We start from the raw sequence: 26,528 nt of genomic DNA, 5'->3' as shown, positions 1-26,528 counted from the left end.
CGAAACCCTAATAGTTGCGGAGCCGAATCAGTCCGGAGTCGTTTCGGAATCGAAACTAACGGGTTTCCAGCCTGTGGATAGAGCTGTTCATAACCTTGTGCATAGAGTCGGGAATATTGGTGAAATAATTGTCAAAAACCAAAGCCTAGCTGGCCATTTGGGGCGACAGGTGGCTGGAAAAGGTCTGTCCGCAGCGCAGGCCGAGGCGCATCAAGACCGAGCCGGCGTGTTTCCCGCGCAAAGCGCTGCGAAATTATCTGCGCGACGGGGCCGCGGCCGCTGCCGCGCTCGAACCAGCGCGCATCATAATCCTTGCCGCCCCGCATTTCGCGGATCGTATTGATCACTTTTGCGGCGCGGTCGGGCACATGCGTCACCAGCCATTCGTGGAAGAGGTCCTTTATCTCGTGCGGCAGGCGCAGCAGCACATAGCCGGCGCCTGTGGCTCCGTGGTCGGCGGCGGCCTCCAGCAGGTGTTCGATTTCATGGTCGGTCAGGCCGGGAATGATGGGAGCTGTCATGACTGTTACCGGTATGCCCGCATCGGAAAGCGCCCGGATGGTTTGCAACCGTCTAGTTGGGGTTGCGGCGCGGGGTTCCATCTTCCGGGCCAGAGTGCGGTCCAGCGTCGTGATGGAGACACCAACGCGGAGCAGCCCGGCCGCCGCCATGGGGGCCATCAGGTCGATGTCCCGCTCGATCAGGGAGGATTTGGTGAGGAGGCTGACGGGGTGGCGATAGTCTGACAGGATTTTCAGAATTTCCCGCGTTAGTCCCATCTCGCGTTCGACCGGCTGGAAGGCATCCGTATTGATCCCCAAGGCGATGGAGCGGGGGCGGTAGCCGGGACGCGACAATTCCCGCTTCAGCAATTCCGGTGCGTTCGGCTTGAAGAACAGCCTGCTTTCGAAATCGAGACCGGCAGAGAGGCCGCCATAGGCATGGCTGGGCCTGGCAAAACAATAGATGCACCCATGCTCACAGCCACGGTAGGGGTTGATCGACCGGTCAAACGAAATGTCGGGTGACTTGTTGAAAGTGATGATCGTCTTGGCGGCTTCGCGCGTCAGCGTCGTCTCGATACGGGCTGCAGCTTCTTCGACAGTGTCCCATCCGTCATCAAACGTGTGACGTGTTTCGGGCTCGAACCGGCCGGTCTGGTTGGAGACTGCGCCGCGCCCGCGCTGGTCAGACCGTTCGACGGCCTGCTGCGTGTCGATCAGCGTCACGCGCCCTGTGGGCTTGAGTTTCTGTCCGGTCCTCATGGGGTGCATGTGCCCACAAGATGGAGAACAAAACAAGAACATAGTTATGAATGTTGCGGAGAACCTGTGGATTCACGCAGGTGTCATCAACCCATCAGGTTGTCGAAATTCTTGATGATCGCGCGCACGTTGTCCGGCATTTCGAGGGCCATGATTTCGGACATGGTCACCTCAGGAATATCTTGTTCCGTGGTTTCAGGTTTGAGCTTCTTAAATAGCATGGCCCATGGGGCAAAAATCCGCGTATCGGCATCGCCTTGCAGGATCGAGGCAACGGACACATGGCGCTTGTCTTGGGATATCTTTTCAAACAGGGGTTCGACATCGTCCCGCTCGCCTTCGAGCACCTGCATGAAGTTCAGTCCGTTGTACATCAACAGGCCTGTGATCTCCATATTCCGGTTATTGGACACAGCGGTTGTCAGGATATCCTGAATGTCCGTTGGGGAAATCTCTTCGGACGCGGAGCTGATATAGATAAGCCGAAACATGGGTGTCCCCTCATGTAGAAAAACATGATCGTTATCCACCGGCATTCCTCTCGCCAAGCGATAACATAAATTAATTCCACTGCTTATCGGGCAGCGTTCCACGCATGCCAGTCATCTGCCTCATCAATATCAGTCAGTGTGCGCAAAAGACCGACACGCGCATGTGGCGGAAGGTTTCCCCAGACGTCCTCCATTGCGTGCGGCCCCGACCAGCGCACGCCGTCAAACGGCGCGCGCGTGCGCGATCCCTTGTTGAGGCCGAATAGCCAGAATCCGCCATCGCGCGCCGGGCCAAAGACGGCGTCGTGGTTCTGCAACGTGCGGATCGCCGTGCGCAGAAGGGCCGTCGACAGGTCCGGAGTGTCGGCGCCAATGAACAGGACCGGGCCGGGCGGGGCTTCGGCAAGTCCCTTGGCCAGCCGTTGGGTCAGACCGCCATGCCCCTGGCTGCGCCGTATGAGGCTGGCTGGCCAGAGTCCGCCGATACTATCGCCCAATGCCTTGTCAGGCGCGGTGTAAAGAAGGGGAGTCCAGTGTCCGCTGAGCGCCGCACGCATTGTGCGGGCCAGCGTAAAATGGGCTACGCGCCGCGCTTCAGTGAGGCCGAGGCCTGCTGCCAGCCGCGTCTTTGACAGTCCCATGCGGGGTGGCTTGGCATAAATGAGCAAGGTCGCTTTTGTCATGGCCTGGCCTTACTTTCGACCTCAACCGGATGAAAGCTGGAATTAAGTGGAGGGAGAAAGAACATGGGACCGTTTCGTATCCTCACAGCGCTGGCGAGTCTCGCGGCGCTGTCTGCCTGCTTCTATAGCGAGGTGCCGCTGATACCGCCTGGTGAGCAAGTCACTTTGCCGTATGATGGCGTCGTTCTCTGCCTCGCTGATGATTGCCGCAATGTGATGGTTGGCGAAGACGGCGTATATGAAATTTCCCCACCACCGGAAGAGGCCGAGGAAAAGCCGTTGCGCGTGCGCTTCCAGGTGCTGACGGCGGAGGACACTAATCCGGTCTATTTCGCAGAGGTCGAGATGCGCGATGATCCTGAGGTCAGTTATCACTATCTCGTCGCGCACATTCGCACAGGCGCCGCCACGCATGTACCGACCTATGAGTTCGCGATGCCCGCCTGCAATGATTCCGAGGATGACGTTCTGACCGCACATGGTCTCGAACGGGTCGATGCCTATTCCTGCCGCGTGACCGATCTTGCTGCCTTTAAGGCCTATCTGATCGCCGCCCATGGCGAGGATTTCGGCACGGAAGCATTCTGGACCGAAGACTAGGTATATTCCTTGGCAAGCTTGTCCGGGCTGACGCCCAACAGGAAGCGCGCCAGCATCCAGGAATTCTTCCATGCGCGGCGACGCCAGCCATCACGCTCGTATTTCACTGCCGACGTGCGCGCTTCTGCATCCAGGAAGGTCAGCCTTTTCTTGCCGACAGCCCGCACGATCATGACGTCTTCCATCAGGCGTACATCCGGGAAGCCGCCGACAGCATCATAAAGCTCGCGCGAGATCAGCAAGCCCTGGTCGCCATAGGGCAGGCCGAGCCACCGGGCCCGGCGGTTGGCGCGCGATTCCAGCCAGCGGGCGCGCTTGTCGTCGGAGCGATACTTGAGGCGGAAGGCGCCTGCATTGCCCGGCCGGTCGCGAATATGGTCAGAGACACGCTCGGCCCACTCGCGCGACAATATCGTGTCGGCATGAAGAAACAGGAACCAGTCGCCGCGTGCGGCTTCTGTTCCGGCAATCAGCTGTCGGCCGCGGCCTTTGGCCGTGGCGATATAGGTCGCTCCGGACGCCTCGGCGATGGCCTGCGTCCCATCTTCGGAAAAGGCATCGCATGCAATGACCTCACGGATAAGGCCGGACTCCAAGCCTGGCATCAGGCTTTCGAGACAGAGCGGCAGGTCATACGCGGCGTTCAGTGTGGGAATGATGACGGAAAGGGGAGCGGGCATTGGAGATCCCTAGCAGGCGCTTGTGATATCAGGAACTCTCTTAGGTCTGCTGCGTTCCATCTCCAATCTCCAATGCACAAGGAAAACGCATATGACCAGCATCTATGAACGGCTGAAATCTGACCATGACCGCCAGCGCGACATGCTCGCGAGCCTCGCCGAGACATCCGGCGACAGCGAAGAGCGCCGGAAACTCTGGAAGACATTTTACTACGATATTGGCGCTCACGCTGCTGCTGAAGAAGAAGCTTTTTACGCCCCATTGATGGAAGATTCCAAAGGCCAGCCCAAGGCGCGCCACTCGGTTTCTGAGCACCATGAAGTCGACGAGATGATCCAGGATATCGAGGACATGGACTTCAGTTCGCCGGGATGGCTCACGCGCTTCAAGACCATGCGCGAGCGCTATGAGCACCATATGAAAGAGGAAGAAGAGGAAATCTTCGAGACCGCCCGCAAGGTGCTAGGCGCGGATTCTTCGGGCGAAATGGCGGACAAGTTCGACACGCGCAAGAAGAAAGAGCGTGGCCTCGTCGACAAGAAGGCCGAAGAAGAGATGGAAGAATAGTCAGGCGAGCTCTTTGAGCCGCTGCTCCACCAGCAACAAGTCCCGCCAGGCGCGGCTTTTGTCCTGCGGGCGGCGGAGCAGGTAGGCCGGGTGCAGGATCGGGATCAGCGGAATGCTGGTCCCGTCTTGCGTTTGAAAGACATGTTCGGTGCCGCGCAGGCGCATGATGCCGTCACTCTTGCCCAGAAGGGCCTTGGCCGGCACGCCGCCCGCCGCGATGATCAGTTTCGGCTTGCCCAGCACGATCATCCGTTCGACGAAGGGGCGGCAGACGTCGAGTTCTTCGTCTTCCGGGTTCCGGTTTCCCGGTGGGCGCCAGTAGGTCACATTCGTGATGAACGTGTTCTCGGTCCGCGAGCGATTGATCGCCGCCAGCATCTTGTCGAGCAATTGCCCCGCCTTACCGATGAAAGGGAGGCCTTTGCGATCCTCTTCGGCTCCCGGGCCTTCACCGATCACCATCAGGTCGGCACCTTGTGTGCCATCAAAAACCACCGTGTTTTCAGAGGAAGACTTAAGCGGGCAGCCTTCGAAGCCCTCGATGGCGGCTTTCAGCGCGTCGAGCGAATCGGCAGCAGCTGCCGCCTTTTCGGCTTCCGTGACCCAATTCTTGGGTGCGCGGGAGCGGCGCTGCATGGGTTTGATGGAGGGTGTGGCGGCTTTGGCGTGGGTATTCGAGGGCGCTTGGGAGGGTTTCAGCTGGCGCATCAGCGCGTCAATGCGGGCCGAATCCACTTCTACGCCCATGTCCTGCCACCACTCGGTCAGGGCCTGAAGGGCTGAGGTTGACGTAGGGGCGGACATTGCGACGCTCTGGACCTTCTTGAAACAGGCTGTAATTGCTTAATGTTTGAAATATACGGCGGTATCCTACACGCCAAAATGAGGAGTTACCAATGGCTGATGACGCCCCGCAGCGCGAGTCGATGGAATATGATCTGGTCATCGTCGGCGGCGGCCCGGCTGGGCTCTCGGCAGCGATCCGATTCAAACAGCTCGCCAATGAGAAGGGCGAGGACCTTTCGGTCGTCGTTCTGGAAAAAGGCGGAGAGATCGGCGCGCATATCCTGTCGGGCATCGTGCTCGACCCGAAGGCGCTGGACGAGTTGCTGCCTGACTGGCGCAACAATAGCGATTGCCCGCTGAAAACCGAGGTCAAGATCGACCGCTACAAGCTGCTCGGCGAGAATGGCTCGGCTGAACTCGGCTGGCTGCCCTTCCCGCCGCTGATGAGCAACCACGGCTGCTATGCCGGTTCGCTGGCCAATGTCTGCCGCTGGCTCGGCCGCGAGGCCGAAGCGCTGGGCGTTGAAATCTATCCGGGCTTTGCCGCCTCTGAAGTCGTCTACGATGCCGAAGGCGTCGTGCGCGGCGTTGTGGCGGGTGTCATGGGCATCGGCGCGGATGGCCAGAAGAAAGCCGATTACGAACCCGGCATGGAATTGCTCGGCAAGTACGTTCTGTTTGCCGAGGGCGCACGCGGCTCTCTGACCAAGCAGATCATGAACCAGTTCAACCTGCAGGCCGATTGCGACCCACAGAAATTCGGTATCGGCCTCAAGGAAGTCTGGTCAGTGCCGGAAGAAATTTTTGTCGACGGTCTCGTCCAGCACTCGTTTGGCTGGCCAGTCCAGGACAAGGACGGCAATGGCGGCGGCTTCCTCTACCATTTCCGCGACAATGGCGAGCCCTTCGTTTCGGTCGGCTACGTTGTCCACCTGAACTACAAGAATCCGTACCTGGCCCCGTACCAGGAATTCCAGCGCTACAAGCACCACCCCGACATCCGCCGCTATCTCGAAGGCGGCAAGCGCGTGGCCTATGGCGCCCGCGCGATCACGTCGGGCGGCCTTCAGTCCATTCCGAAGCTCAGCTTCCCGGGTGGCGCGCTGATCGGTTGCTGCGCCGGCTTCGTGAACCTTCCGCGCATCAAGGGCACGCACAATGCCATGAAGACCGGCATGCTCGGCGCCGAGTCAGTCTTCGCGGCGCTGCAATCAGGTCGCTCGGGCGACGAGATGACCGAATATGATGATGCGATGCATTCGAGCTGGGTGCAGAAGGATCTGTCGACCGTTCGCAATATGAAGCCGCTGATGTCGCGCTTCGGCACGATGATCGGTGCCATGATCGGTGTGCCGGACATGTGGCTGCGTTCGCTGGTGGGCTTCGGTTTCCTGCCGACGCTGAAGCACGGCAAAACCGATGCGGCCTCGCTCAAGCCTGCTAAGGATTACAAGCCAATCGCTTATCCGAAGCCCGACGGCGTCCTCAGCTTCGACAAGCTGACCAATGTGTCCTTCACCAACACATTCCATGGCGAGGACCAGCCGTGCCACCTGATCGTGAAGGACATGGCCCTCCAGAAATCTTCCGAGCATGATGTCTATGCTGGCCCATCGGCGCGCTATTGCCCGGCTGGCGTGTATGAATGGATCGGTGAGGGCGCTGACCTCAAGTTCCAGATCAACGCGCAGAACTGCATTCACTGCAAGACGTGCGATATCAAGGATCCGAACCAGAACATCAACTGGACCGTTCCAGAGGGCGGCGGCGGCCCTGCCTACCCGAATATGTAGCAACCGCTACACAAAGGCGTGACAAGAGCGCGGGCAGGGCAACCTGTCCGCGCTTTTACCATCTGGCGCCTTGCTCTTGCCGCAAGGGGCTGCTTCACTCTTCGCACACGCGAAAACGGAGATACCTGACGCCCATGCGCCTCAAGCCAGTCCTTGCCGCCTCTGCTCTTGTCCTAGCCTTTGCACTCGGCGGGTGCGCTTCCACACAATCCGGCGGAACAGTCGGCGCGACAGCCAATGCTTATCCCGATGAAGCATTGTCACCCGCAGCGCGCTCGACCGCTGTTCTGGGCGACAATGGCAAGCCGATCGGTATCTCGGCTTATCCGGCGCCAATAGACGCAGTGAAGGCTGGCGACATGGCCGCCTTCCTCGTCATGACGCAGGGCCTCGACGCTGCGGACAGGAACTCCAATCCCTTCTTCAACGCTTTCCTCGCCCTCGACCGTGCCGCAGCCGGTGACACCGCAGGCGCGCGAATGATCCTGAATATTCAGGATGATGCCGAGACAGCCGATGCCGGATCAAACCTTTACGCCTATCTCGACGCCTGGTTTCTGGCGATGGACGGCCAGCCCGATGCAGCCATTGAGCGTCACCGCAGTGCCGCTTCTGGCATGCCGGGCCTGACCGGAGAGCTATCGCTCGCGGCCATGCTCGAAGCCGTTGGCCGGGCGGACCAAGCCCTTGCGGTCTACGAGTCCCTGACGCCTTCCAAGATCGAAGCGCCCGAGCACCAGTTTGACCCACGCGGCCTGCTTTACTCGCATATCAAGACGGTGATCTCGCGTCATGCCCTGCTGCTTCAGCGGCTCGGTCGTATCGAAGAGGCCAAAGCTGTCTACCAGCGCCTCGCCGATGCAGAGCCTGAGGAAGCGATCAGCTATGCGGCTGCGCTCGACAGTCTCGAGACGGGCAAGAACCTCAAGAACGAGCCACTTACGGTCCGTGCGGCCTTTGCGCAGTCGCTGTCCGATGTGTCGCGCACGCTGCAGGAGCAGCGGATCATCCGCAAGATCATGATGGGCGGACGGCCTGACGGCTTTGACGACCAGCGCTCTGCGATGGATCAGGTGGCGCTGCTGATCAATCCGGAGGATGACGGCCTGCGTTCGGCGATCATCGACGACTTTTACGATAATGCGCTTTACGATTCCGCTGCGCACATGGTCTCGGTCAGCCCCAAGCCGACGGCGTCTCTGGAACTGGCGGCCGGCCAGGCTCTCCTAATGGCCGGCAAGGTGGATGGGGCGCGTGAAGCCGTCGACAAGGCGCTCTCGCTGGCGACAGATGAGGACCGCCTGCCTACGCTCTATGGCGCGCTCCAATTGACTACTTTGCTGGATGATGAAGCTCGGTCCGACAAGCTGCTTGGCGAATTGCTGAAGACAGCTGAGAGCCCCGCAGAGCGTGCCTCCGCGCATGGTCTGGCGGCCGAGATTTACGGCCAGTTCGGCAATTACGAGAAAGCCGCGAAGAATGCCGAAGAGGCGCGCAATCTGGACGATACGCATGATCGCCGTCTCGCCCTGGCCGACGCGCTTGGCAAGGTCGGCAAGGTGAATGAGGCGATCATCCTGCTCCGCACAGAGCGGCTGGCCCGTCCAAACGATCCCTACACGCTGAATTCGCTCGGGTATTTCCTGATCGTGAATACCGACAAGTATGAGGAAGGCTATCGCGTTCTTGCGCGTGCACGCGCGCTCGCCCAGCACGACCCATACATTTCAGACTCCTTTGGCTGGGCGCTGTTCAAGATGGGTGACCTTGAGGCGGCCCGCCGGATGATCGAGTCATCACGTCAGGAATTGCAGCCTCACCGTCACTGGGAGATCGAGAACCATCTCGGCGATATCTACTGGTATCTCGATCGCAAGGATGAGGCCAAAGAAGCCTGGCAGTACGCACTCGACAACCGCCCGCCGGCGGTTGAACGCAAGCAGCTCGAAGACAAGCTCGCCTCCGGCCTGACGGCGCCAGCGCCCGAGAAGCGGCCTCTTCCGGATGTTTCGCTGACAGATGGAGAAGTTGATAGGCAGGACATCTGACACTCAACCCTTTAACGCGCCGCCGACGCGCCTTACTATCGCCGGAAACGGATGCGATTCCAGCGCGCGGCGCCAGGAATGGCTGGCCTTAGTAACAGGACAAGTACATGGCTGATGCCTACGAAAAACCCCGCATTCCTGTCTGGGTTTGGCCGGTAGCAAAGTGGACGCTCATTGCCGGATTCGTCCTGGCAATCATCGTGTTCATTGCGGTCTGGATGTATTTCCTCGCGCTGGGCCGTGACGTGCCGAGCATTTCCAAGCTCAAGCAGTATGAGCCGCCGATCACGTCGCGCGTTCACGCCGGCGACGGGACGCTCATTGCAGAATTTGCTGACGAGCACCGCGTCTTCGTGCCGTATGAGTCCATTCCCAAACATGTGATCGACGCCTTCGTGGCAGCTGAGGACAAGAATTTCTTCACCCATGACGGGCTCGACTATCAGGGTATCGCGCGCGGCGCCGTGAACTCGGCGAAGAACAAGCTGACCGGTTCGGGCGGGCTGCAGGGCGGATCCACCATCACCCAGCAGGTGGCCAAGAACATGCTGCTGACCCGCGACCAGAACCTGACCCGGAAGGCCAAGGAAGCGATTGTCGCCCAGCGTATGGAGAAGGAGTTCTCCAAGGGGGACATCCTCGAGCTTTACCTCAACGAGATCTATCTTGGCGGACGCTCCTACGGTGTCGGCTCTGCTGCCCTGAACTATTTCAACAAGTCGCTGCCTGAGCTGAACCTTTCAGAAGCCGCGGTGCTGGCCTCGCTCGCCAAGGCACCGTCGGCTGTGAACCCTTACACCAACCCGGAAAAACTGCTGGCCCGCCGCAACTACGTTCTCAACCGCATGGTCGAGGACAAGTATATCACGCGCGAACAGGCCGATGAGGCCATTGCCATGCCGTTGACCACGGCCAAGCGATTCCGTGGACCTGAATATGCGGCAGCCACCTATTTCGTACAGGAACTGCGCCGCGACCTGATCAATACCTATGGCGAGGAAACGCTGGAGCAGGGCGGCTTGTCCATCCGCTCGACCATCGACACGCGCATGCAGCTCGCCGCGCAGGAAGCGCTGCAGACTGGCCTGATCGCCTATGACCGTCGCCATGGCTATCGCGGCCCGGTGACGAAACTGCCTATCGGCGATGGTATGCTGGAAGCGCTGAACGCTGTTGAACTGCCAGGCGGATACGGCACGTGGGAAGCAGGCCTGATCACGTCCATGAATGACAAGGGCGCTGAATTGCTGCTGATCGACGGCGCCAAGATCAAGCTGCCTGCCGAAGAAATCGAATGGGCCAAGACCTATAAGCCGAAGGAAGGCAAACCCGGCCTCCAGGTCGGCGATGTCGTGCTGGCAGAGCTGGAGCGGAAGGTTCTGAACGCGAAAGAAGCGTCTGCCCCTGACCTGAAAGAGGAACTGGACGAAGAAGGCAATCCGATCGCGAAGCCTATCGCCCAGCCCATGCTGGTGCCCGCGGGCAATGCAACGCTGCGCCAGGTGCCCGCAGTGGACGGCTCACTGGTCGCTATCGATCCGAACACAGGCCGTATTCTGGCGATGCAGGGCGGCTATTCCTTCTTCAAGTCCAGCTACAACAGGGTCACACAGTCGAAGCGTCAGACAGGGTCCAGTTTCAAGCCGTTCGTCTACGCAGCCGCGCTGGAGAGGGGCTATACGCCTGCCACGCGCATGCTGGACGCACCCTTTGTTTCCTATGACGTGTCGACCGGCGATTACTGGCGCCCGGCCAACTATACTGAGGGTCGGTCCTACGGGATGGTCACGCTTCGTGTGGCGCTCGAGAAGTCTTTGAACCAGGTGACGGCGCGTGTTGCCCAGGATATCGGCATGGACTCCGTCGCAGACCTCGCTGTGCGTGTCGGCGCTTATGACGAACTGGCGCCCTATCCGGCCATGTCGCTCGGCTCGGGTGATACTTACCTGATCGAACTCACACGCGGTTACGCGGCATTTGTGAACGGGGGCAAGAAGGTCACACCGACACTGCTCGACCGGGTTCAGGACCGTCACGGTCGTACGCTGTTCCGGAACGATGAGCGCGTTTGTGAGGGCTGCGAGTCCGAAGAGTGGAACGGAGGCGAGCCGCCTGAGCTCCCGGATGACCGCGAGCAGGTGCTTGACCCGATCATCGCCTACCAGATTACCCACATGATGGAAGGCGTTGTAGAGCGCGGTACGGGCCGCCGGGCACTGCGCGTCGGCAAGCCGCTTGCGGCCAAGACCGGTACAACGAACGACTATCGCGATGCCATCACGATCGGGTTCTCGCCTGACCTTGTTGTCGGTGTGCGGGTGGGCTTTGACGACAACCGCTCGCTTGGCGAAGGTGAGGCAGGCGGCTCGGTCGCGGCCCCGATCTTTACTGACTTCATGGAAAAGGCGCTTGAGGGCACACCGGGCATCCCGTTCCGGATTCCTCCCGGCGTACGGCTCGTGAAAATCGATGCCCGGACAGGCGAATTGCCCGGTCCAGGTACGTCAGTCATCATTGACGAGGCTTTCCGGCCCGGTACCGAGCCCGGCATGGCGGCCTTCAACGGGTCTGACGACTGCCTGTCGATTTCCGGCAATTGCGGCCCTGGCGCTGGCACCGGTAGTTACGGTACGTTTGACCCGCGCACAGGCGAACAGCCCGTGCCGGAGGATGGCCAGCCGGCCAAGGCACCTGAACTTGCCTCAGGCGGCAATCTCGACGGGATTTTCTGATATGGCGTTTTGACGGATTGCCGACCCTCGGCTATCCCCGGCATCAGTCAATCAAGTCACCTAATCCAGCCCAAAGAGGCCAGTTCAATGTCCGCAGAAATCAAATCCCTGATCGACCAGATCCGCCAGTCGTCAGACCTGCTACGGAGGCGTCTTTGACTGGGATACAGCCACAAAACGCCTTGACGAACTGACAGCCCTCTCTGAGCGTCCTGACTTCTGGGACGATCCTCAGGAAGCGCAGGCGATGATGCGCGAACGTCAGCGCCTTGCCGACGGGATCGCCACAGTCGAGGCCCTGCAGCAGGAATCGTCCGATGCCGAAGAGCTGCTTGAGCTGGCCGATGGCGATGCGTCCATGATTGCAGATATCGAGCGGACGCTTTCGAAAGCGGCCGAGCGTGCGGAAAAGGCTGAACTGGCGGCACTCCTCTCCGGCGAGGTCGACGGGAATGATGCCTTCGTACAGGTCAATGCAGGCGAAGGTGGTACGGAAAGCCAGGACTGGGCGAACATCCTGCGCCGCATGTATGTGCGCTGGGCCGATGCGCATGGCATGCAGGTCGAGGAACTCGACGAACGCGAGGGCGAGGAAGCCGGCATCAAGTCTGCGACCATCCAGGTTAAGGGCGAGAATGCCTATGGCTGGCTGAAATCGGAGCAGGGCGTGCACCGCCTCGTGCGTATTTCTCCCTTCGACAGCTCTGCCCGACGCCACACGAGTTTTGCTTCTGTCAGCGTCTCTCCCGTGATCGATGACAAGATCGAAATCGACATCAATCCGGGCGACGTACGCACCGATACTTACCGGGCCTCGGGCGCGGGCGGCCAGCACGTGAACCGCACCGATTCGGCCGTTCGGCTCACGCACATTCCGACAAATATCGTGGTTCAGTGCCAGAACGACCGATCGCAGCACCGTAACCGCGATCAGGCCTGGCAGATGTTGCGCTCGAAGCTCTACGAGCTGGAGATGCAGAAACGGCGCGCCGTTGCGGATGCCAGCTATGCCGGAAAGAGCGAGATCGGCTTTGGCCATCAGATCCGCTCCTATGTGCTTCAGCCCTATCAGATGGTGAAGGACCTCCGCACCGAAGTTGAGACATCCGATACGCAGGGTGTACTTGACGGTGATATAGACAGGTTCCTCAGCGCGGCTCTGGCCGCGGCGGTGAAGAGCGAGAATGGAGCCGATGATGCGGCGTGAAGGCCGCCTTGTTGAATGGTTTGCAGATCGGGGGTTTGGTTTCATCGCTCCCGATGATGGCGGACCCAATGTATTCCTGCATATTCGCGCCCTGCCGAAGAACGACAAGCGTCTGGAAATCGGTCAGGCCTACGCGTTTGACGCCGTCCTTTCGCCAGACGGCCGCGAGCGGGCGGACAATGTTGTTCCGCTCGACAAGCCTGTCACGCCGCAGCCCGAGCCAGAGAAGCCCAAGCGGAGCCGGTGGCGCCTGCTGGAACACGTGCCACCTTTTCTGGTGATCGTGGCCTTTGCCGGCATTTTCGCCAGCGTGTCGATGGTCACGGATGTCTCAAGCAACTGGTACATCATCTACGGCGAGGCGAGTTTTGCCTGTCTGGTCGGCTACTGGATCGACAAGAACGCCGCGATCCAGAAGAACTGGCGTGTATCGGAGACGATTCTTCTCCTGATCGGTCTTGTGGGCGGTTGGCCGGGGGCGATTGTGGCCCAGGAAGTTTTCCGCCACAAAACCCGCAAGGGCACGTTCCGTTACCTGTTCTGGATGACCGTTGCGATCAACATGGCGGCCTTCGTGCAGATCAACGTGTTCAAGTCGCTCTAGCCGTAGGCGCTGAGCACTTCATCGACGGCCCGTTCCAGATCCTTCAGCGTCGCCACGTGGCTCATCTGCGTACAGAAGGGCAGGTAGCGTGGAATAGCGCTGTCGCCGGTACCCCAGAGGGCGCGGCCTTCGGGATTGAGCCAGATCATGCTTTTTGCGCGCTGGGCAAATTCACGGAAGAGGTCGGCACGCGGATCGCCATAGTTTGAGCGGCCATCGCCCAGCACGATGACCGTTGTGCGCCGGTCAATGATACTCTCATGATTGACCTTCAGGTCTGACCAGGCCTGACCGTAATCGGTCGAGCCCATACCCATCTCGCGGATAATCTTGGTCATTGCCTGCTCAAACTCATTGTCGGCGAGAATGTCGTCCACCGGTTTCAGCCGGTGCGAAAAGGCGAAAGCGTGAATGTCGGGCACGGCGTCTGCGAGCGAGTAAAGCAGCAGCAGAAGGAAGCGAACGTATTGGGCGACTGAGCCAGACACATCGCAGATCGCGACGATCTTCGGCCTATCCTTCTTTTTTTGGCGCCAGATCACATTGAAGGGCACGCCGTCGAGCCCGGCATTGGCGCGCATTGTGCGGCGCGTATCGAGTTGGCCGCGATTGCGCTTTTTTCGGCGGCGGGAGTGTTTGACCGCGAGGCGTTTGGCGATCTTGGCGATGAGGGTTTTCATCCGCTCCATGTCGTAGCGGTCGAGCGCGCTGAGGCGTTTCTCGGCAGCGAAGTCATCGCGGAATTGCTGGGTCTCGCCGGCGCCGAATATGTCAAAGGCACGCTCGGCGCGTTCGCGGGCACGCATTGTGAGATCGCGGCGAATGTCGATCAGCTCTTGCGCGTCAGTCTCGTTTTCAGGTTCGCGGCCCTGGAGCGCTTCGAGCAGGCGCTCCTGCAGCCCTTCGCCGCCCATCTGCTTGATGATCTGCTGGGCGTAATAGGCGACCTGCGTTGAGAAGCGGATATCGTCGATTCCGGCGGCTTCAGCCGCGCGTTCCATGGCGGTGGAGATGGCGGCTTCATCGCCGGACTGCATGAGTTCGATAAGGTTTTCGGGTGCAGGCTGGCTTTCGCCATTTTCCGCTTGGGACTCTTCGCTGTGGGAGTCTGATTTTGAAGTGGATTCGGAATGGGAGAAGTAGAGATCGAACAGGCGGTCGTGGACCTGCTTTTCCTGTTCGGATTTCGCCAGCACGCAGCCGAGGGATTCCTTCAAAAGCGAGCGGTCGCCATAGCCAATCAGGGCGACGGCGCGGGTCGCATCAAGGGCTTCGCCGGTGGATACCCGCACTTCCGAAGAACGCAGGGCCCGGATGAAATTGGTGAGCGCGCGCTCCATCTCCGCTATCCGAGATCAGGATAGCCGGAGGATGTGCGACCTGCCTTGTCCGGCCCGGCGGCCTCGCGGACGAGGCGGGGGATTTCCTTCGAGACCGCGGCGATGTCGCTCTCATGCTTGAGGAGGACATTGAGCGTCGAGCGCACGAAGTTCTCGTCGAGTACATTCGCGTGCATCAGCAGAAGCGTTCTGGCCCAGTCGACCGTTTCGGAGATGGACGGGCGTTTCTTGACGTCGGTTTCGCGAACGCCCTGAACGAAGCTGACCAGCTGTTTCAGCAGGCTCTCGGTGACATCCGGCACGCGGGCCTGAACGATCATTCGCTCGCGGGCTGCATCGGGGAAGCCGATATGAAGATGGAGGCAGCGGCGCTTCAGGGCGTCGCCGAGTTCGCGGACATTGTTGGATGTGAGGATCACGATGGGCGGGACATTGGCGCGGATCGTGCCGATCTCGGGAACGGTGACCTGATAGTCCGACAGGACTTCCAGAAGGAAGGCCTCGAATTCCTCGTCCGACTTGTCGATCTCGTCGATGAGCAGGACCGAGCCGGCCGGTTGCTGCATGGCGGTGAGCAGGGGGCGCGATTCGAGGAATTGCTCGGAGAAGAAGAGGTCTTCAAATGAGGAAAGCTTGCCCAGCGACTGGGAGAGATTGTCGGCCGAGCCGATCAGCTCGTTGAGCTTCTCTTTCAGGATCTGCGTGTAAAGCAGCTGCTTGCCGTATTTCCATTCATACAGCGCCTTGCCCTCGTCGAGGCCTTCATAGCATTGCAGGCGCAGGACCGGCAGGTCGAGCCATTTGGCGAGCGACTGGGCGAGATCGGTCTTTCCGACGCCGGCAGGGCCTTCGATCAGGATCGGCTTGCGCAGGCCATGGGCGAGGAAAACCGAGGTCGATATCTCGCGCGTCGAAATATAGCCGACGGTTGCGAGCCCGGATGTGACTGCCTCGATCGACGTGAGCGGCTCGTAGCCGGTGGAAATGTCTTTTGCCATGGCAAAAGGGGTAGGGGGCAGGCGAATGGCTGGCAAGGCATATCGCTGGGGCAGGGTGGTGTGTGGGGGCTTTGCGAGCCCCTTACCGCATCCCCGGCGCAGGCCGGGGTCTCTTGCCTTTCTTCAATTGCCTGAGGTCCCGGCGTTCGCCGGGACTGCGGCGTGGGGGATGGACGCGTTAAGCCCTTTTGAGCGCCCCACTCACCGCCCGGGGATACCTGCGCAGGCAGGTATCCATGGACGGGACTTTCCCAAAGCGCTGTGAGGCTCGGCCAGTCCATGGGCCCCTGCCTGCGCAGGGGCCATCGGGGGAGAGTTGGGTGTACGAATTAGAGGGATGTGGGTGTGACCGGAAACGCCTTTAAGCGCCCGGCAAAAAAGGTCTGATTGACTGTCGGATTTAGCCGGATGTTTCCCAGCTTTTGAACGCGTCGCGCAGCAATTCCGGCAGGGCCGTGGCGATGGCGCCGAGTTCCGGCGGCAGGCGGTGGGTGCGGGTCATGGGGAGCGCCATGGGGGCCGCTTCACCGGCCTTGCGCTGGCGTTCCAGCGTGCGGGCGAGGCGTCTGGCATGGGCTTCGGGGGCGGCGAGCAGTTCCTGTAAAGCCGCAAGGCGGGCGAGGATTGGGGCAGCTTGAACGGGTCCGCAGGATCGCGCCGCTGTGGCGAGCCCGTCCCTGTCCATGTCTGGCCCCAAGACGCGGGGCGCAAGGCCGGTGAGGCCGGTCGATGCCTTTGTCTCGACGCGCTCGGTATCCGAATGATGCCCGGACGATGCCCGAACAGGGACAGGCGGCAGCACGAGCCCCAGCGCCATCAGCACGAGCAGGCGCCGGATGATGATTTCCAGCCGGACGAGTTCAGCCCGGGCGCGCTGGGCGAGGGTACGTTTCAGGGTGGTGGGGTGGAGGTGTGCGTTCGTCATCGCGGCGAGGTTCGCCAGCGCGCGTTGCGCATGGGCGATGCCGTGGGTGACGAAGGCGGACGAATTTGTCATGGCGGCCAGTATAGGCCGGGCGGGATTAGGGTTGGATAAGGTGGGGGAGCGAGCGGCCCCATCCTCCGGTTTGCTGACCTGTCAGGATGTCAGACCGGCCGCACAGGCCAATGTCTCGAGATCATTCGGCAGTTGTGCATCACGATTGAGTAAAAAGGACATTGGATAAACAATGTTGTCGCGGCGCCCGGGAACTTTCGTTCCTTCCTCGTCAGTTACTTTGTACCTGGTTTTCATGATGGCATTGATGGCCGCATCGCAGAATATGGGCGAGGTGCAGGCCGCATCTTCAATTTTTATGGTGTCACCATAGTCGCGGACCGAAAAGCGGACCTCGCAATAACCGCTGACCCCCAGGAGCGAGGCAATCAGCGGGAAGACCGGCCGAGGCGGTTCCAGAACTTCTGCTTCGATAGTGGTGATGTCGGGCTTTGCGATTGCCACGTAGGGCAATGCCAGTAGCGCAAGGGCGATGAGCGACTTCATTCCGGTCCAGCGTCCTCGCGCTCTATCAAAGATTGAAGTTTAGCCGCGGTTCGCCTGTTGTCCAGAGTGTATTGGAAGGCCTTTCTGCACGACGCCTTAGGTCAGGCGAATGTTTCGGCGAGGCTGCCCTGGCTGAACTGGTCCTGTGCAGCGCGGATACGGCGGACGAGTTTGCGCAGGAATAAGGCCGAGACAGCCCCCAGCACAATGGCGACAATACCAACGGCAATCGACATGATCGGATCGGTTCTGCCCATGAAATTTGAGATGAAGGAAAGGATGCTCATGGCAAGCCATGTGCCCCACCACCAGCTGACGATATTGGACGTGTTGAGCGCGCCGGTTTCCTCAATGGAGCCCTGATGGATTTCCGACATGCCCTTGGCCGGCAGGAACCATGTCGCGAAGGGCACGAAATACCAATAGACCGTGGCGCCGGGCGACATGTCCGGAACGGTGCTGCGCACGGTATAGAGGTTGCGCATGGCGCGGTAACTGAAACGGGCGACCGTAAATGCGCATATGACGAATAGCGCCCGTTCCGCAACATAGAGCAGAAACACAAGTGAAGAGGCGATGATGAGCAGGTAGTCGTCATCCGTCGCGTCCTCAAACGCGTACTCATCCAGCATGCGCGCGTCGACGAATGTATATGAAAGCGCCAGGGCGAGCAGTACGCTGACGATAGCGTAGACCAGCAAGGTGACGGACAGCACACCGGCAAACTTGCCGAGGGGGCGGCACCCGTCCTCGTATGCATATTCGCTTGGACGGCTGAGCCGCTTGGGCATGTAGTCCGAACCGATTGTCGCTTCCATGGCCCCTCAACCTTCCCGCTTCCCAGCTCGATTTACACTCACAAGTTTCAGGTTTTCAACCTTAATTGTGTGACGGATCGAAGATGTCGGAATGTGCACCAGAGTGTGCAGGGGCGCGGACGATAGAGGCAGAAGGCGTTGACGGTCTGAGGGGGCGTGCTCAACGTGGGCGGCGGTCGGGAGGCTAGCCTTCGACGTCTGTCTGCGGGCGGTCTTCGCCGTGCGCGTATTCCTCGTGCCATTTGCCGGCTTCGTCTTCCCAGGTGATGTGGGCATCCTTGCCGGGCAGGTTCTGTCGGCGGGCGGCCGAGAGGGCGGCGGCGCGGGCCGCGTCATGGGTGCGGAACGCCTCGGAGATGGTGTCGCCGAGCTTGTAGGCCCAGCCATCACCATGCTTGACGACGTGATACACGATCTTTTCCATGCTGTGCCTCTTTCCGGAATGTCTGCGAACCAGACCTTGTATATTGGGCCGGACGCTGAGGCTCACAAGTGAACGAAAGTACAGGCGCGGCAGGCGATGCTGGCGGACTTGGGCCTGTGTTTGCGTTTTCCCTTACAAGCGGGGCGTTTGCCCGCAGACCGGAAGGGGATCCGATATGACATTCAGTGGCTCAAGACTTGTTCTGGCAGGCTTGGTGGGGGCGATGGCCTTCTGTGCGGCCTGTTCGGGGAGCGCATCGCCGGATGCCGGTGAAAAGGGCGAGGCGGCGCAGGGAAAGAAGGTGGCCGGGGGTGAGGCGGATCGCCTTCTCGGGGCCGTGAACCTGCCGAAGCCGGACTGGCTGCCGAAGGGGTTCCCGCTGCCGGATGATGCGCACATCTATATTGTGACGAAGCCCAATGTGACGCCGGCGGCCTACCAGCTGCAGGCGCGGACCATGGCGGACGGGGACAAGGTGTTCGCCGACATGATCCAGTGGGGCGAGGATCAGGGCATCTCGGTCACGGATGCGCTGGCGGGCCGGGAAGTGGGCGCGACGCGGGTGCTGGAAGTATCGGGCGGCGGCTGGGCGGGGGTCAGCTCGGTGCAGATACAGGATGATGCGAGCGGCTATCGGCGGATTATCCTGTCATTGCAGAAGGCGGAGTAGCGAGGGACCTGCCCGGACGGGATGACGCCTTGGCTTAACGGCGCTAAGCCAAGGCCATGGCTGTTGCGCGGATTCTCTTTGTCTTGCCCCTGCCGGAACCGTTTGATTACGCGGTGCCGGAGGGGATGGATGTGCGCGTCGGTTCCTATGTCACGGCGCCGCTGGGCCAGACCGAGCGGCTGGGCGTTGTGTGGGAGCTGCTGGGCGACGAGGCCGTGGCAGGCCGGACGCTCAAACCGGTTCTCTCTGTCTATGACGTGCCGCCGATTCGGGACGCGATGCGCGAATTCATCAGCTGGGGCGCGAAATACACGGTGTCGCATCCGGGCCATGTGCTGGGCATGACTCTGCGGGCGCGGGGCGGGCTGTCGCCTTCGCCGACGGAGACCGTGTTCCACCTGACGGGCCAAGTGCCGGGGAAGCTGACCGATGCGCGGCGGCGGGTGCTGGACGCGGCCGAGGAGGTGGGCGCTGTGAATGCGGCGACGCTGGCGGCGGCGGCGGGCGTATCGAGCGGCGTGGTGAAGGGGCTGGAGAAGGCTGGCGCGCTGCGCGCCGAAGAGATGGCGGCGGACCTGCCATTTGCCTTGCCGCAGCCAGACCTGCCGGGCGCGACCCTGACGGGCGAGCAGGCGGAGGCCGCCGAGGTGATGAAGGCGTCGATGCGGACGGGGGGCTTTGCGGCCTTCCTGCTCGATGGCGTGACGGGCTCCGGCAAGACGGAAGTGTATTTCGAAGCGATTGCGGAAGCGCTGCGCGTGGACCCGGAGGCGCAGATACTCGTGCTGCTGCCGGAGATTGCGCTGACGCAGGCGATTCTCTCGCGGTTCGAGGCGCGGTTCGGGGCGGCGCCGGCGCCGTGGCACTCGGGCCTGTCGGACAAGGAACGGCGGCGGACATGGCGCGAGGCGGCGCATGGCCGGGCGCGGATCGTGATCGGGGCGCGCTCGGCGCTGTTCCTGCCCTATGCAAACCTGAAGCTGGTCATCGTCGATGAAGAGCATGATGGCAGCTACAAGCAGGAAGACGGCGTGACGTATCATGCCCGCGACATGGCGGTGATGCGGGCGAAGCTGGAGGGCGCGGCTGTGGTGCTGGCCTCTGCGACGCCTGCGCTGGAGACAATGGTGAATGCCGAGGCCGGGCGCTACACGCGGCTGATGCTGGCGGCGCGGCCGGGGGCGTCGCGCCTGCCGGATGTGGAGCTGGTGGACCTGCGCAGGGCGCCGCCGGAGAAGAATCACTGGCTGTCGCCCTGGTTGATCCAGGCGCTGAAGGAGACGCTGGCAGCGGGCGAGCAGTCGCTGCTGTTCCTGAACCGCAGGGGCTATGCGCCGCTGGTGATCTGCAAGGCGTGCGGCGAGCGGCTGAAGACGCCGGGCACCGAGAACTGGCTGACCGAGCACCGTTATAGCGGACGGCTGGTCTGCCATGTGACGGGCTATTCGATTCCGAAGCCGAGCGTCTGCCCGGCCTGCGGGGCGAAGGATTCGCTGATGGGCGTCGGGCCGGGCGTGGAACGGGTGGCCGAAGAGGTGCGCGTGCTGATGCCGGAGGCGCGGATCGAGATATTCTCGTCGGACACGGCCATGGGCGGCGACGCGACACGCGGCATCATCGAGCGGATGGAGACGGGCGACATTGATGTGCTGATCGGCACCCAGATCGTGGCCAAGGGGCACAATTTCCCGAACCTGACCCTTGTGGGCGTGGTTGATGCCGATTCGGGCATGAAGGGCGGCGACCTGCGGGCAGGGGAGCGGACCTATCAGTTGCTGAGCCAGGTGGCGGGCCGGGCCGGTCGGGCCGAGCGGCCGGGGCGGGCGCTGGTGCAGACCTATGCGCCGGACAATCCGGCCATGCTGGCGCTGGCGGACGGCGACCGGGACGGGTTCCTGCAGATCGAGCGGGATGTGCGGGCGGAGCTGGGCCTGCCGCCCTTTGGGCGACTCGCGGCGATGATCGTGTCGGCGCCGAGTGCGGAAATGGTGGAAGAGGCCTGCCGGGAGATATCGCTGGCGGCGCCCAATGGGGCGGGAATCGAGCTTTTCGGGCCGGCCCCGGCGCCGATCACGGTGCTGCGCGGGCGGCACAGGCGGCGATTCCTTGTAAAATCGCCCAGAAACGTTGATCTTTCTGCCTATATGGCGGCCTGGATGGCGCGCCTGAAACCCCCGCGCCCTGTCAGGATTTCGGTGGATATCGACCCATACTCGTTCATGTAGGGCGTATTCACCGTGTCGGTTGCCATTTCGCCGCAGAAATTGGCGCGGCGGCCATGTTGTCAGGGTGATTTTCTGGTGCTAAGCGGCGCACAGATCAATGGGGCGCGCGTGTCGGGCACGCTGTCTCTTTAACATAATTCCGGGCCTTACCCGCCCCGACAAGCAACGGATCCTGGACCCTTGGCGGCATCGACACGTACACATGCGAGTGAAGCTGCCCGGCGCTATGCGCGGGCACTGTTTGAACTGGCGCAGGACAAGGGCCAGCTGGCCGATGTTCATAATGATTACAAAGCTTTCGTCGAAATGGCGAACGGCTCAAAAGACCTGACCATCCTGCTCGATTCGCCCGCGTTTTCGCGCGACGAGAAGGTGAAGTCGCTGGCCGCCGTGATGAAGAAGTCCGGCCTTGGCACGCTGCTGGCGAATTTCGTCGGCGTGATGGCCACGAACGGCCGCACGGCGGACATTGTGCCGGCCCAGAGCGCCTTTGACGAACTATATGCAAAACAACGCGGCGTTCAGCGCGCTGTTGTTCGCACTGCAAAAGACATGACAGGCGCCGAACGCGCCCGCATCGAATCGATCCTCGCAAAAGCCGTCGGCGGCGAGGTGGAACTGACAAGTGAGGTTGATCCCTCGCTCATCGGCGGCATCCAGCTGCGCATCGGATCGAAACTGGTCGATGCGAGCATTGCCGCCAAACTTGAACGCATGAACACCGCCATGAAGGGAGCATAGTCAGCTCGATGGATATCAGCGCAGCAGAAATTTCGGGCATCCTGAAGTCGCAAATCGAAAACTTTGGCGTCGACGCTGAAGTCTCCGATGTTGGCCAGGTGCTTTCAGTAGGTGACGGTATTGCCCGTATCTATGGTCTCGACAGCGTGCAGGCTGGCGAACTCGTTGAGTTCGACGGCGGCATCAAGGGCATGGCCCTGAACCTTGAAAGCGACAATGTCGGCGTCGTGATCTTCGGTAGCGACAGCTCGATCAAAGAAGGCGACACCGTCAAGCGTTCGGGCGAGATCGTCTCCGCGCCGGTCGGCAAAGGCCTTCTCGGCCGCGTTGTTGACCCGCTGGGCGAGCCAATCGACGGCAAAGGCCCGCTGACAGACGTTGCTTCGCGTGACCGCGTGGACGTGAAAGCGCCAGGCATCATCCCGCGTAAAGGCGTTCACGAGCCAATGATGACAGGCATCAAGGCGATCGACGCCATGATCCCGGTCGGCCGCGGCCAGCGCGAGTTGGTCATCGGTGACCGTCAGACCGGCAAAACGGCTGTCTGCATCGACACGATCCTGAACCAGAAAGCGACGAACGACGCTGCCAAGTCCGACAAGGACAAGCTGTTCTGTATCTACGTTGCTATCGGCCAGAAGCGTTCGACGGTTGCCCAGGTTGTGAAGACGCTCGAAGAGCGCGGCGCCCTGGACTATACGATCGTTGTCTCCGCTACGGCGTCCGAGCCAGCTCCGCTCCAGTACCTTGCACCGTTCACCGGCTGCACGATGGGCGAATGGTTCCGCGACAACGGCATGCACGCCCTCATCATCTATGATGACCTTTCCAAGCAGGCTGTGGCTTATCGCCAGATGTCGCTGCTGCTTCGCCGTCCACCAGGTCGTGAAGCCTATCCGGGCGACGTGTTCTACCTTCACTCGCGTCTCCTTGAGCGCGCTGCGAAAATGGGTGATGCTGCCGGTGCCGGTTCGATGACCGCCCTGCCGATCATCGAAACGCAGGCCAACGACGTGTCGGCCTACATCCCGACGAACGTGATCTCGATCACCGACGGCCAGATCTTCCTTGAAACCGACCTGTTCTACCAGGGTATCCGCCCTGCCGTGAACGTCGGCCTCTCGGTGTCGCGTGTGGGCTCCGCCGCCCAGACGAAAGCGATGAAGAAGGTTGCCGGTTCGATGAAGGGTGAACTCGCCCAGTATCGCGAGATGGCCGCCTTTGCGAAATTTGGCTCCGACCTTGATGCAGCCACCCAGCGCCTGCTGAACCGTGGTGCGCGCCTGACCGAACTCCTGAAACAGCCGCAATACTCGCCGCTGCTGATGGAAGAGCAGGTCTGCGTGATTTACGCCGGTACGCGCGGTTATGTGGATAAAGTGCCGGTTGCTGACGTGACCCGTTACGAGAAAGAGCTTCTGGCCCACCTGCGTGGTTCGAAGAAAGAGCTTCTCGCAACGATCCGCGACGAAAAAGCCGTGTCGGACAAGACAGAAGCCGAGCTCAAATCGACGCTCGAATCCTTCACGTCGAAGTTCGCCTGATCTCGCCCGTCCTGACGCATAGTTTGAACAACCAGAAGGCCTGACATGCCCAGCTTGAAGGACCTCAAGAACCGGATCACCAGCGTGAAATCCACGCGGAAGATCACGAAGGCCATGCAAATGGTGGCCGCAGCGAAGCTGAAGCGTGCGCAAGACGCCGCGACGGCCTCGCGGCCCTATGCTTCGCGTATGGCTTCCGTTCTGGCAAACCTGTCGGCTTCGGCTGGCGCAGGTGGCCCGAAGCTGTTGGCCGGTACCGGTGAAGACAAGACGCACCTGATCGTCGTCATGACGGCAGAGCGCGGCCTTGCCGGCGGCTTCAACACCTATGTGGTGAAGCTGGCCAAGCAGAAGATCGGCGAGCTGCGCGCAGAGGGCAAGACGGTCAAGATCCTGACTGTCGGCAAGAAGGGCCGCGAACAGCTGTCGCGTGAATACGGCGACATGTTCGTTGCGCACGTTGACCTGACGGACGTGAAGGGCGGCAACTATACCGAGTCTGCTCTTGGCCTCGGCCATGCACTGACGAAGCGGTTCGAGGATGGTGAGTTCGACGTTGCGACGTTGATCTATTCGCAGTTCCGGAACGTGCTGAGCCAGGTGCCGACGGCCCAGCAGATCATCCCGGCGTCCGCACCGGCCGATGCGCCGAAAGTGGACCTCAAGGGCGCGATCTATCAGTACGAGCCTTCCGAGACCGAGATCCTCGAAACGCTGCTGCCGCGCTACATCAATACGCAGATCCTGTCGGCCATGCTGGAAAGCGCGGCGGGTGAACAGGCGAGCCGCATGACCGCCATGGACAATGCCACGCGCAATGCCGGCGACATGATCGACTCCCTGTCGCTGCAATATAACCGCGCCCGCCAGGCGCAGATCACCAAGGAGCTGATCGAGATCATCTCCGGGGCCGAGGCGCTCTAGTCATGGCCAAGACCACATCCCTATACACGCTCCAAAGGAGACGACCCGCATGAGCACTCCCGCAAACGCAAAAGGCCGCGTATCACAGGTCATCGGCGCCGTGGTCGACGTCGAGTTCGACGGCGAGCTTCCGAGCATTCTGAACGCGCTTGAAACCGACAACAATGGCAACCGCCTTGTTCTCGAGGTTGCCCAGCACCTCGGTGAGAACACTGTGCGCACGATCGCCATGGACTCCACGGAAGGCCTCGTTCGCGGCAATCCGGTGGCTGACCTTGGTCGCTCGATCAACGTGCCGGTTGGCCCGGCCACGCTCGGCCGCATCATGAACGTCATCGGCGAGCCGATCGACGAGCGCGGCCCGATCGACACGGACATGCGCCGCTCGATCCACGCGGATGCGCCTCCATTCACCGACCAGTCGACCGAGTCCGAAGTGCTCGTGACCGGTATCAAGGTTATCGACCTGCTCTGCCCATACGTGAAGGGCGGCAAGATCGGCCTCTTCGGCGGTGCCGGCGTTGGCAAGACGGTTCTGATCATGGAACTGATCAACAACATCGCGAAACTGTTCGGCGGCTACTCGGTGTTCGCCGGCGTTGGCGAGCGGACACGTGAAGGTAACGACCTTTACCACGAGATGATCGAATCCAAGGTTATCAACCTGGAAGGCGAAAGCCGCATCGCGCTGGTCTACGGCCAGATGAACGAGCCTCCAGGTGCGCGTGCACGCGTCGCCCTGACCGGCCTCGCACAGGCCGAATATTTCCGCGATGAAGAAGGCAAGGACGTTCTGTTCTTCGTCGACAACATCTTCCGCTTCACGCAAGCCGGTGCCGAAGTGTCCGCGCTTCTCGGCCGTATTCCCTCGGCTGTGGGCTATCAGCCAACACTGGCCACCGACATGGGCCAGCTGCAGGAACGCATCACCTCGACCAACAAGGGTTCGATCACCTCGGTTCAGGCCGTGTACGTGCCTGCAGATGACTTGACCGACCCTGCACCAGCCACATCGTTTGCCCACCTTGACGCGACCACGGTTCTTAACCGCGCCATCGCTGAAAAGGGCATCTACCCCGCTGTGGATCCGCTTGACTCCACGAGCCGTATTCTTGACCCGCGCATCGTTGGCGAAGCGCACTACGAGATCGCCCGCGGCGTGCAGGAAATCCTGCAGCGCTACAAGGAACTGCAGGACATCATCGCCATCCTCGGCATGGACGAACTGTCGGAAGACGACAAACTGGCCGTGGCACGCGCCCGGAAAGTGGAACGCTTCCTGTCGCAGCCGTTCGACGTGGCTGAAATCTTCACCGGTTCGCCAGGCGTCCAGGTGAAGCTCGAAGACACGATCAAGGGCTTCCAGGGCCTTATCGCCGGCGAGTTCGACCACCTGCCAGAGCAGGCCTTCTACATGGTCGGCAACATCGACGAAGCCAAAGCCAAAGCCGCCAAAATGACGGCTGACGCAGCCTAGGATACAGGATCAGCCTCATGGCCGACAAACTTCACTTTGCACTCGTGTCACCTGCCAAGGAACTCTTCTCCGGTGAGGTCGATCAGGTGATCGCGCCGGGCACCGAGGGTGAGTTCGGCGTGCTGGTGAACCATGCGCCGTTCATGACGACGCTGAAGAATGGTGTCGTGCGCGTTCTCGAAGGCGACAGCGTGAAGATGCGCATCTTCGTGCGCGGCGGCTTTGCCGACGTGACGCCGGACGGCCTGACCATCCTCGCTGAAGAGGCCCGCAATCTTGACGGCGTGAAAGTCGAAGAGGTTCAGGCCGAGATGGAAGCGACGCTCCTGAAGATCCAGGCGCTGGACAAGGATGATACGGCAAAGGGTGCACTGCAGGCGCACTTCGACTATCTCGAAAGCCTGAAAGCCGCGCTGGTCCACTAAGG

At 61.1% G+C, this 26,528-nt stretch carries 25 protein-coding genes; 14 read left to right on the top strand and 11 right to left on the bottom strand.

Annotation, left to right across the window (positions count from 1 at the left end; genetic code table 11):
* Positions 1–131: 131 nt before the first annotated feature.
* From HOC_RS07690 to HOC_RS07680, 3 genes are all read right to left on the bottom strand, one after another.
* On the bottom strand, positions 132–1,265 hold the full coding sequence (locus HOC_RS07690) for a PA0069 family radical SAM protein (RefSeq protein WP_035537223.1): 1,134 nt from the start codon (positions 1,263–1,265) through the stop codon (positions 132–134).
* Between the two features lie 86 nt (positions 1,266–1,351).
* Positions 1,352–1,756 (bottom strand): BLUF domain-containing protein, encoded by a 405-nt coding sequence (locus HOC_RS07685; protein WP_051624634.1) that lies wholly within the window; start codon positions 1,754–1,756, stop codon positions 1,352–1,354.
* An 83-nt stretch (positions 1,757–1,839) separates the two neighbouring features.
* Positions 1,840–2,439, bottom strand: a complete 600-nt coding sequence (locus HOC_RS07680) for a TIGR04282 family arsenosugar biosynthesis glycosyltransferase (protein ID WP_035537222.1) — start codon at positions 2,437–2,439, stop codon at positions 1,840–1,842.
* A 63-nt stretch (positions 2,440–2,502) separates the two neighbouring features.
* Here HOC_RS07680 and HOC_RS07675 point away from each other — a divergent pair, with 63 nt between their 5' ends.
* Positions 2,503–3,039: a hypothetical protein gene (locus HOC_RS07675; protein ID WP_035537220.1), complete on the top strand. Its 537-nt coding sequence runs from the start codon at positions 2,503–2,505 to the stop codon at positions 3,037–3,039.
* Here the strand turns inward: HOC_RS07675 and HOC_RS07670 are convergent.
* Positions 3,036–3,719 (bottom strand): TIGR04283 family arsenosugar biosynthesis glycosyltransferase, encoded by a 684-nt coding sequence (locus HOC_RS07670; RefSeq protein ID WP_035537219.1) that lies wholly within the window; start codon positions 3,717–3,719, stop codon positions 3,036–3,038. The genes HOC_RS07675 and HOC_RS07670 overlap by 4 nt on opposite strands.
* 91 nt (positions 3,720–3,810) lie before the next feature.
* Here HOC_RS07670 and HOC_RS07665 point away from each other — a divergent pair, with 91 nt between their 5' ends.
* The gene (locus tag HOC_RS07665; protein WP_035537218.1) at positions 3,811–4,287 is read left to right on the top strand and encodes a hemerythrin domain-containing protein; all 477 of its coding nucleotides are present in this window, start codon (positions 3,811–3,813) and stop codon (positions 4,285–4,287) included.
* On the opposite strand, the gene HOC_RS07660 is transcribed toward HOC_RS07665, so the two are convergent.
* Positions 4,288–5,091 (bottom strand): uracil-DNA glycosylase, encoded by an 804-nt coding sequence (locus HOC_RS07660; RefSeq protein WP_051624633.1) that lies wholly within the window; start codon positions 5,089–5,091, stop codon positions 4,288–4,290. It lies immediately after the preceding gene.
* 92 nt (positions 5,092–5,183) lie between these two features.
* On the opposite strand from HOC_RS07660, the gene HOC_RS07655 reads away from it, so the two are divergent.
* The 5 genes from HOC_RS07655 (at position 5,184) to HOC_RS22935 (ending at position 13,457) form a co-directional block, all read left to right on the top strand.
* Entirely contained in the window at positions 5,184–6,866 is a 1,683-nt protein-coding gene (locus tag HOC_RS07655; RefSeq protein WP_035537217.1) for an electron transfer flavoprotein-ubiquinone oxidoreductase, read from the top strand.
* Between the two features lie 134 nt (positions 6,867–7,000).
* Positions 7,001–8,914 carry a tetratricopeptide repeat protein gene (locus HOC_RS07650; RefSeq protein WP_035537216.1) on the top strand — a complete coding sequence of 638 codons (1,914 nt, stop codon included), beginning with the start codon at positions 7,001–7,003 and terminating at the stop codon, positions 8,912–8,914.
* A 107-nt stretch (positions 8,915–9,021) separates the two neighbouring features.
* Positions 9,022–11,646, top strand: coding sequence for a penicillin-binding protein 1A (locus tag HOC_RS07645; RefSeq protein ID WP_084146202.1), 2,625 nt, complete (start codon positions 9,022–9,024; stop codon positions 11,644–11,646).
* An 87-nt stretch (positions 11,647–11,733) separates the two neighbouring features.
* Positions 11,734–12,853 (top strand): peptide chain release factor 2 gene (gene prfB / locus HOC_RS07640; protein WP_156950416.1). Its coding sequence is split into 2 segments (ribosomal slippage): positions 11,734–11,802 and positions 11,804–12,853, totalling 1,119 coding nucleotides; the frame shifts between segments, so codons are not numbered across the junction.
* Complete coding sequence (locus HOC_RS22935) at positions 12,831–13,457, top strand: DUF1294 domain-containing protein (RefSeq protein WP_051624632.1); 627 nt, start codon at positions 12,831–12,833, stop codon at positions 13,455–13,457. The genes prfB and HOC_RS22935 overlap by 23 nt, the downstream gene beginning before the upstream one ends.
* On the opposite strand, the gene HOC_RS07630 is transcribed toward HOC_RS22935, so the two are convergent.
* The 6 genes from HOC_RS07630 to HOC_RS07605 all read right to left on the bottom strand — a co-directional run bounded on the left by HOC_RS07630 (position 13,454) and on the right by HOC_RS07605 (position 18,520).
* Positions 13,454–14,797, bottom strand: a complete 1,344-nt coding sequence (locus tag HOC_RS07630) for a vWA domain-containing protein (protein WP_035537214.1) — start codon at positions 14,795–14,797, stop codon at positions 13,454–13,456. The genes HOC_RS22935 and HOC_RS07630 overlap by 4 nt on opposite strands.
* A 5-nt stretch (positions 14,798–14,802) precedes the next feature.
* Entirely contained in the window at positions 14,803–15,795 is a 993-nt protein-coding gene (locus HOC_RS07625; RefSeq protein WP_035537213.1) for an AAA family ATPase, read from the bottom strand.
* 400 nt (positions 15,796–16,195) lie between these two features.
* On the bottom strand, positions 16,196–16,792 hold the full coding sequence (locus tag HOC_RS07620; protein WP_035537211.1) for a hypothetical protein: 597 nt from the start codon (positions 16,790–16,792) through the stop codon (positions 16,196–16,198).
* Between the two features lie 81 nt (positions 16,793–16,873).
* Positions 16,874–17,278, bottom strand: a complete 405-nt coding sequence (locus tag HOC_RS07615) for an energy transducer TonB (protein ID WP_035537209.1) — start codon at positions 17,276–17,278, stop codon at positions 16,874–16,876.
* 101 nt (positions 17,279–17,379) lie between these two features.
* On the bottom strand, positions 17,380–18,096 hold the full coding sequence (locus HOC_RS07610) for a DUF4328 domain-containing protein (protein ID WP_035537207.1): 717 nt from the start codon (positions 18,094–18,096) through the stop codon (positions 17,380–17,382).
* A 184-nt stretch (positions 18,097–18,280) separates the two neighbouring features.
* Positions 18,281–18,520 carry a DUF2188 domain-containing protein gene (locus tag HOC_RS07605; protein WP_035537206.1) on the bottom strand — a complete coding sequence of 80 codons (240 nt, stop codon included), beginning with the start codon at positions 18,518–18,520 and terminating at the stop codon, positions 18,281–18,283.
* 175 nt (positions 18,521–18,695) lie between these two features.
* On the opposite strand from HOC_RS07605, the gene HOC_RS07600 reads away from it, so the two are divergent.
* From HOC_RS07600 to HOC_RS07570, 7 genes are all read left to right on the top strand, one after another.
* A complete protein-coding gene (locus HOC_RS07600) occupies positions 18,696–19,190 on the top strand; it encodes a hypothetical protein (RefSeq protein WP_035537205.1) in 495 nt (164 codons plus the stop codon).
* 56 nt (positions 19,191–19,246) lie between these two features.
* Positions 19,247–21,415 carry a primosomal protein N' gene (locus HOC_RS07595; RefSeq protein ID WP_035537203.1) on the top strand — a complete coding sequence of 723 codons (2,169 nt, stop codon included), beginning with the start codon at positions 19,247–19,249 and terminating at the stop codon, positions 21,413–21,415.
* 180 nt (positions 21,416–21,595) lie between these two features.
* The gene (atpH, locus tag HOC_RS07590; RefSeq protein ID WP_035537202.1) at positions 21,596–22,156 is read left to right on the top strand and encodes an ATP synthase F1 subunit delta; all 561 of its coding nucleotides are present in this window, start codon (positions 21,596–21,598) and stop codon (positions 22,154–22,156) included.
* A gap of 8 nt (positions 22,157–22,164) precedes the next feature.
* Positions 22,165–23,700: a F0F1 ATP synthase subunit alpha gene (atpA, locus tag HOC_RS07585; RefSeq protein ID WP_035537201.1), complete on the top strand. Its 1,536-nt coding sequence runs from the start codon at positions 22,165–22,167 to the stop codon at positions 23,698–23,700.
* A 45-nt stretch (positions 23,701–23,745) separates the two neighbouring features.
* Complete coding sequence (locus tag HOC_RS07580; protein WP_035537200.1) at positions 23,746–24,624, top strand: F0F1 ATP synthase subunit gamma; 879 nt, start codon at positions 23,746–23,748, stop codon at positions 24,622–24,624.
* A 49-nt stretch (positions 24,625–24,673) separates the two neighbouring features.
* Positions 24,674–26,101 (top strand): F0F1 ATP synthase subunit beta, encoded by a 1,428-nt coding sequence (gene atpD, locus HOC_RS07575; protein WP_034737861.1) that lies wholly within the window; start codon positions 24,674–24,676, stop codon positions 26,099–26,101.
* A gap of 17 nt (positions 26,102–26,118) precedes the next feature.
* Complete coding sequence (locus HOC_RS07570; RefSeq protein ID WP_034737859.1) at positions 26,119–26,526, top strand: ATP synthase F1 subunit epsilon; 408 nt, start codon at positions 26,119–26,121, stop codon at positions 26,524–26,526.
* Positions 26,527–26,528: the final 2 nt, after the last annotated feature.

The sequence above is a fragment of the Hyphomonas oceanitis SCH89 genome (assembly GCF_000685295.1).
Taxonomy (GTDB): Bacteria; Pseudomonadota; Alphaproteobacteria; order Caulobacterales; family Hyphomonadaceae; genus Hyphomonas; species Hyphomonas oceanitis.
Note: the sequence above shows the minus strand (reverse complement) of the source record. Positions and strands in the feature narration are given on the sequence as shown.

Excerpts from the sequence above, each read along its gene's own strand:
- HOC_RS07600 (WP_035537205.1), top strand. The coding sequence starts at position 18,696 with ATGACATTCAGTGGCTCAAGACTTGTTCTGGCAGGCTTGGTGGGGGCG.
- HOC_RS07690 (WP_035537223.1), bottom strand. The coding sequence starts at position 1,265 with ATGAGGACCGGACAGAAACTCAAGCCCACAGGGCGCGTGACGCTGATC.
- HOC_RS07665 (WP_035537218.1), top strand. The coding sequence starts at position 3,811 with ATGACCAGCATCTATGAACGGCTGAAATCTGACCATGACCGCCAGCGC.
- HOC_RS07610 (WP_035537207.1), bottom strand. The coding sequence starts at position 18,096 with ATGGAAGCGACAATCGGTTCGGACTACATGCCCAAGCGGCTCAGCCGT.
- HOC_RS22935 (WP_051624632.1), top strand. The coding sequence starts at position 12,831 with ATGGAGCCGATGATGCGGCGTGAAGGCCGCCTTGTTGAATGGTTTGCA.
- HOC_RS07645 (WP_084146202.1), top strand. The coding sequence starts at position 9,022 with ATGGCTGATGCCTACGAAAAACCCCGCATTCCTGTCTGGGTTTGGCCG.
- HOC_RS07625 (WP_035537213.1), bottom strand. The coding sequence starts at position 15,795 with ATGGCAAAAGACATTTCCACCGGCTACGAGCCGCTCACGTCGATCGAG.
- HOC_RS07595 (WP_035537203.1), top strand. The coding sequence starts at position 19,247 with ATGGCTGTTGCGCGGATTCTCTTTGTCTTGCCCCTGCCGGAACCGTTT.
- HOC_RS07660 (WP_051624633.1), bottom strand. The coding sequence starts at position 5,091 with ATGTCCGCCCCTACGTCAACCTCAGCCCTTCAGGCCCTGACCGAGTGG.
- HOC_RS07620 (WP_035537211.1), bottom strand. The coding sequence starts at position 16,792 with ATGACAAATTCGTCCGCCTTCGTCACCCACGGCATCGCCCATGCGCAA.
- HOC_RS07570 (WP_034737859.1), top strand. The coding sequence starts at position 26,119 with ATGGCCGACAAACTTCACTTTGCACTCGTGTCACCTGCCAAGGAACTC.
- HOC_RS07670 (WP_035537219.1), bottom strand. The coding sequence starts at position 3,719 with ATGCCCGCTCCCCTTTCCGTCATCATTCCCACACTGAACGCCGCGTAT.
- HOC_RS07630 (WP_035537214.1), bottom strand. The coding sequence starts at position 14,797 with ATGGAGCGCGCGCTCACCAATTTCATCCGGGCCCTGCGTTCTTCGGAA.
- HOC_RS07605 (WP_035537206.1), bottom strand. The coding sequence starts at position 18,520 with ATGGAAAAGATCGTGTATCACGTCGTCAAGCATGGTGATGGCTGGGCC.
- HOC_RS07655 (WP_035537217.1), top strand. The coding sequence starts at position 5,184 with ATGGCTGATGACGCCCCGCAGCGCGAGTCGATGGAATATGATCTGGTC.
- atpD (WP_034737861.1), top strand. The coding sequence starts at position 24,674 with ATGAGCACTCCCGCAAACGCAAAAGGCCGCGTATCACAGGTCATCGGC.
- HOC_RS07685 (WP_051624634.1), bottom strand. The coding sequence starts at position 1,756 with ATGTTTCGGCTTATCTATATCAGCTCCGCGTCCGAAGAGATTTCCCCA.
- atpA (WP_035537201.1), top strand. The coding sequence starts at position 22,165 with ATGGATATCAGCGCAGCAGAAATTTCGGGCATCCTGAAGTCGCAAATC.
- HOC_RS07615 (WP_035537209.1), bottom strand. The coding sequence starts at position 17,278 with ATGAAGTCGCTCATCGCCCTTGCGCTACTGGCATTGCCCTACGTGGCA.
- HOC_RS07650 (WP_035537216.1), top strand. The coding sequence starts at position 7,001 with ATGCGCCTCAAGCCAGTCCTTGCCGCCTCTGCTCTTGTCCTAGCCTTT.
- HOC_RS07580 (WP_035537200.1), top strand. The coding sequence starts at position 23,746 with ATGCCCAGCTTGAAGGACCTCAAGAACCGGATCACCAGCGTGAAATCC.
- HOC_RS07675 (WP_035537220.1), top strand. The coding sequence starts at position 2,503 with ATGGGACCGTTTCGTATCCTCACAGCGCTGGCGAGTCTCGCGGCGCTG.
- HOC_RS07680 (WP_035537222.1), bottom strand. The coding sequence starts at position 2,439 with ATGACAAAAGCGACCTTGCTCATTTATGCCAAGCCACCCCGCATGGGA.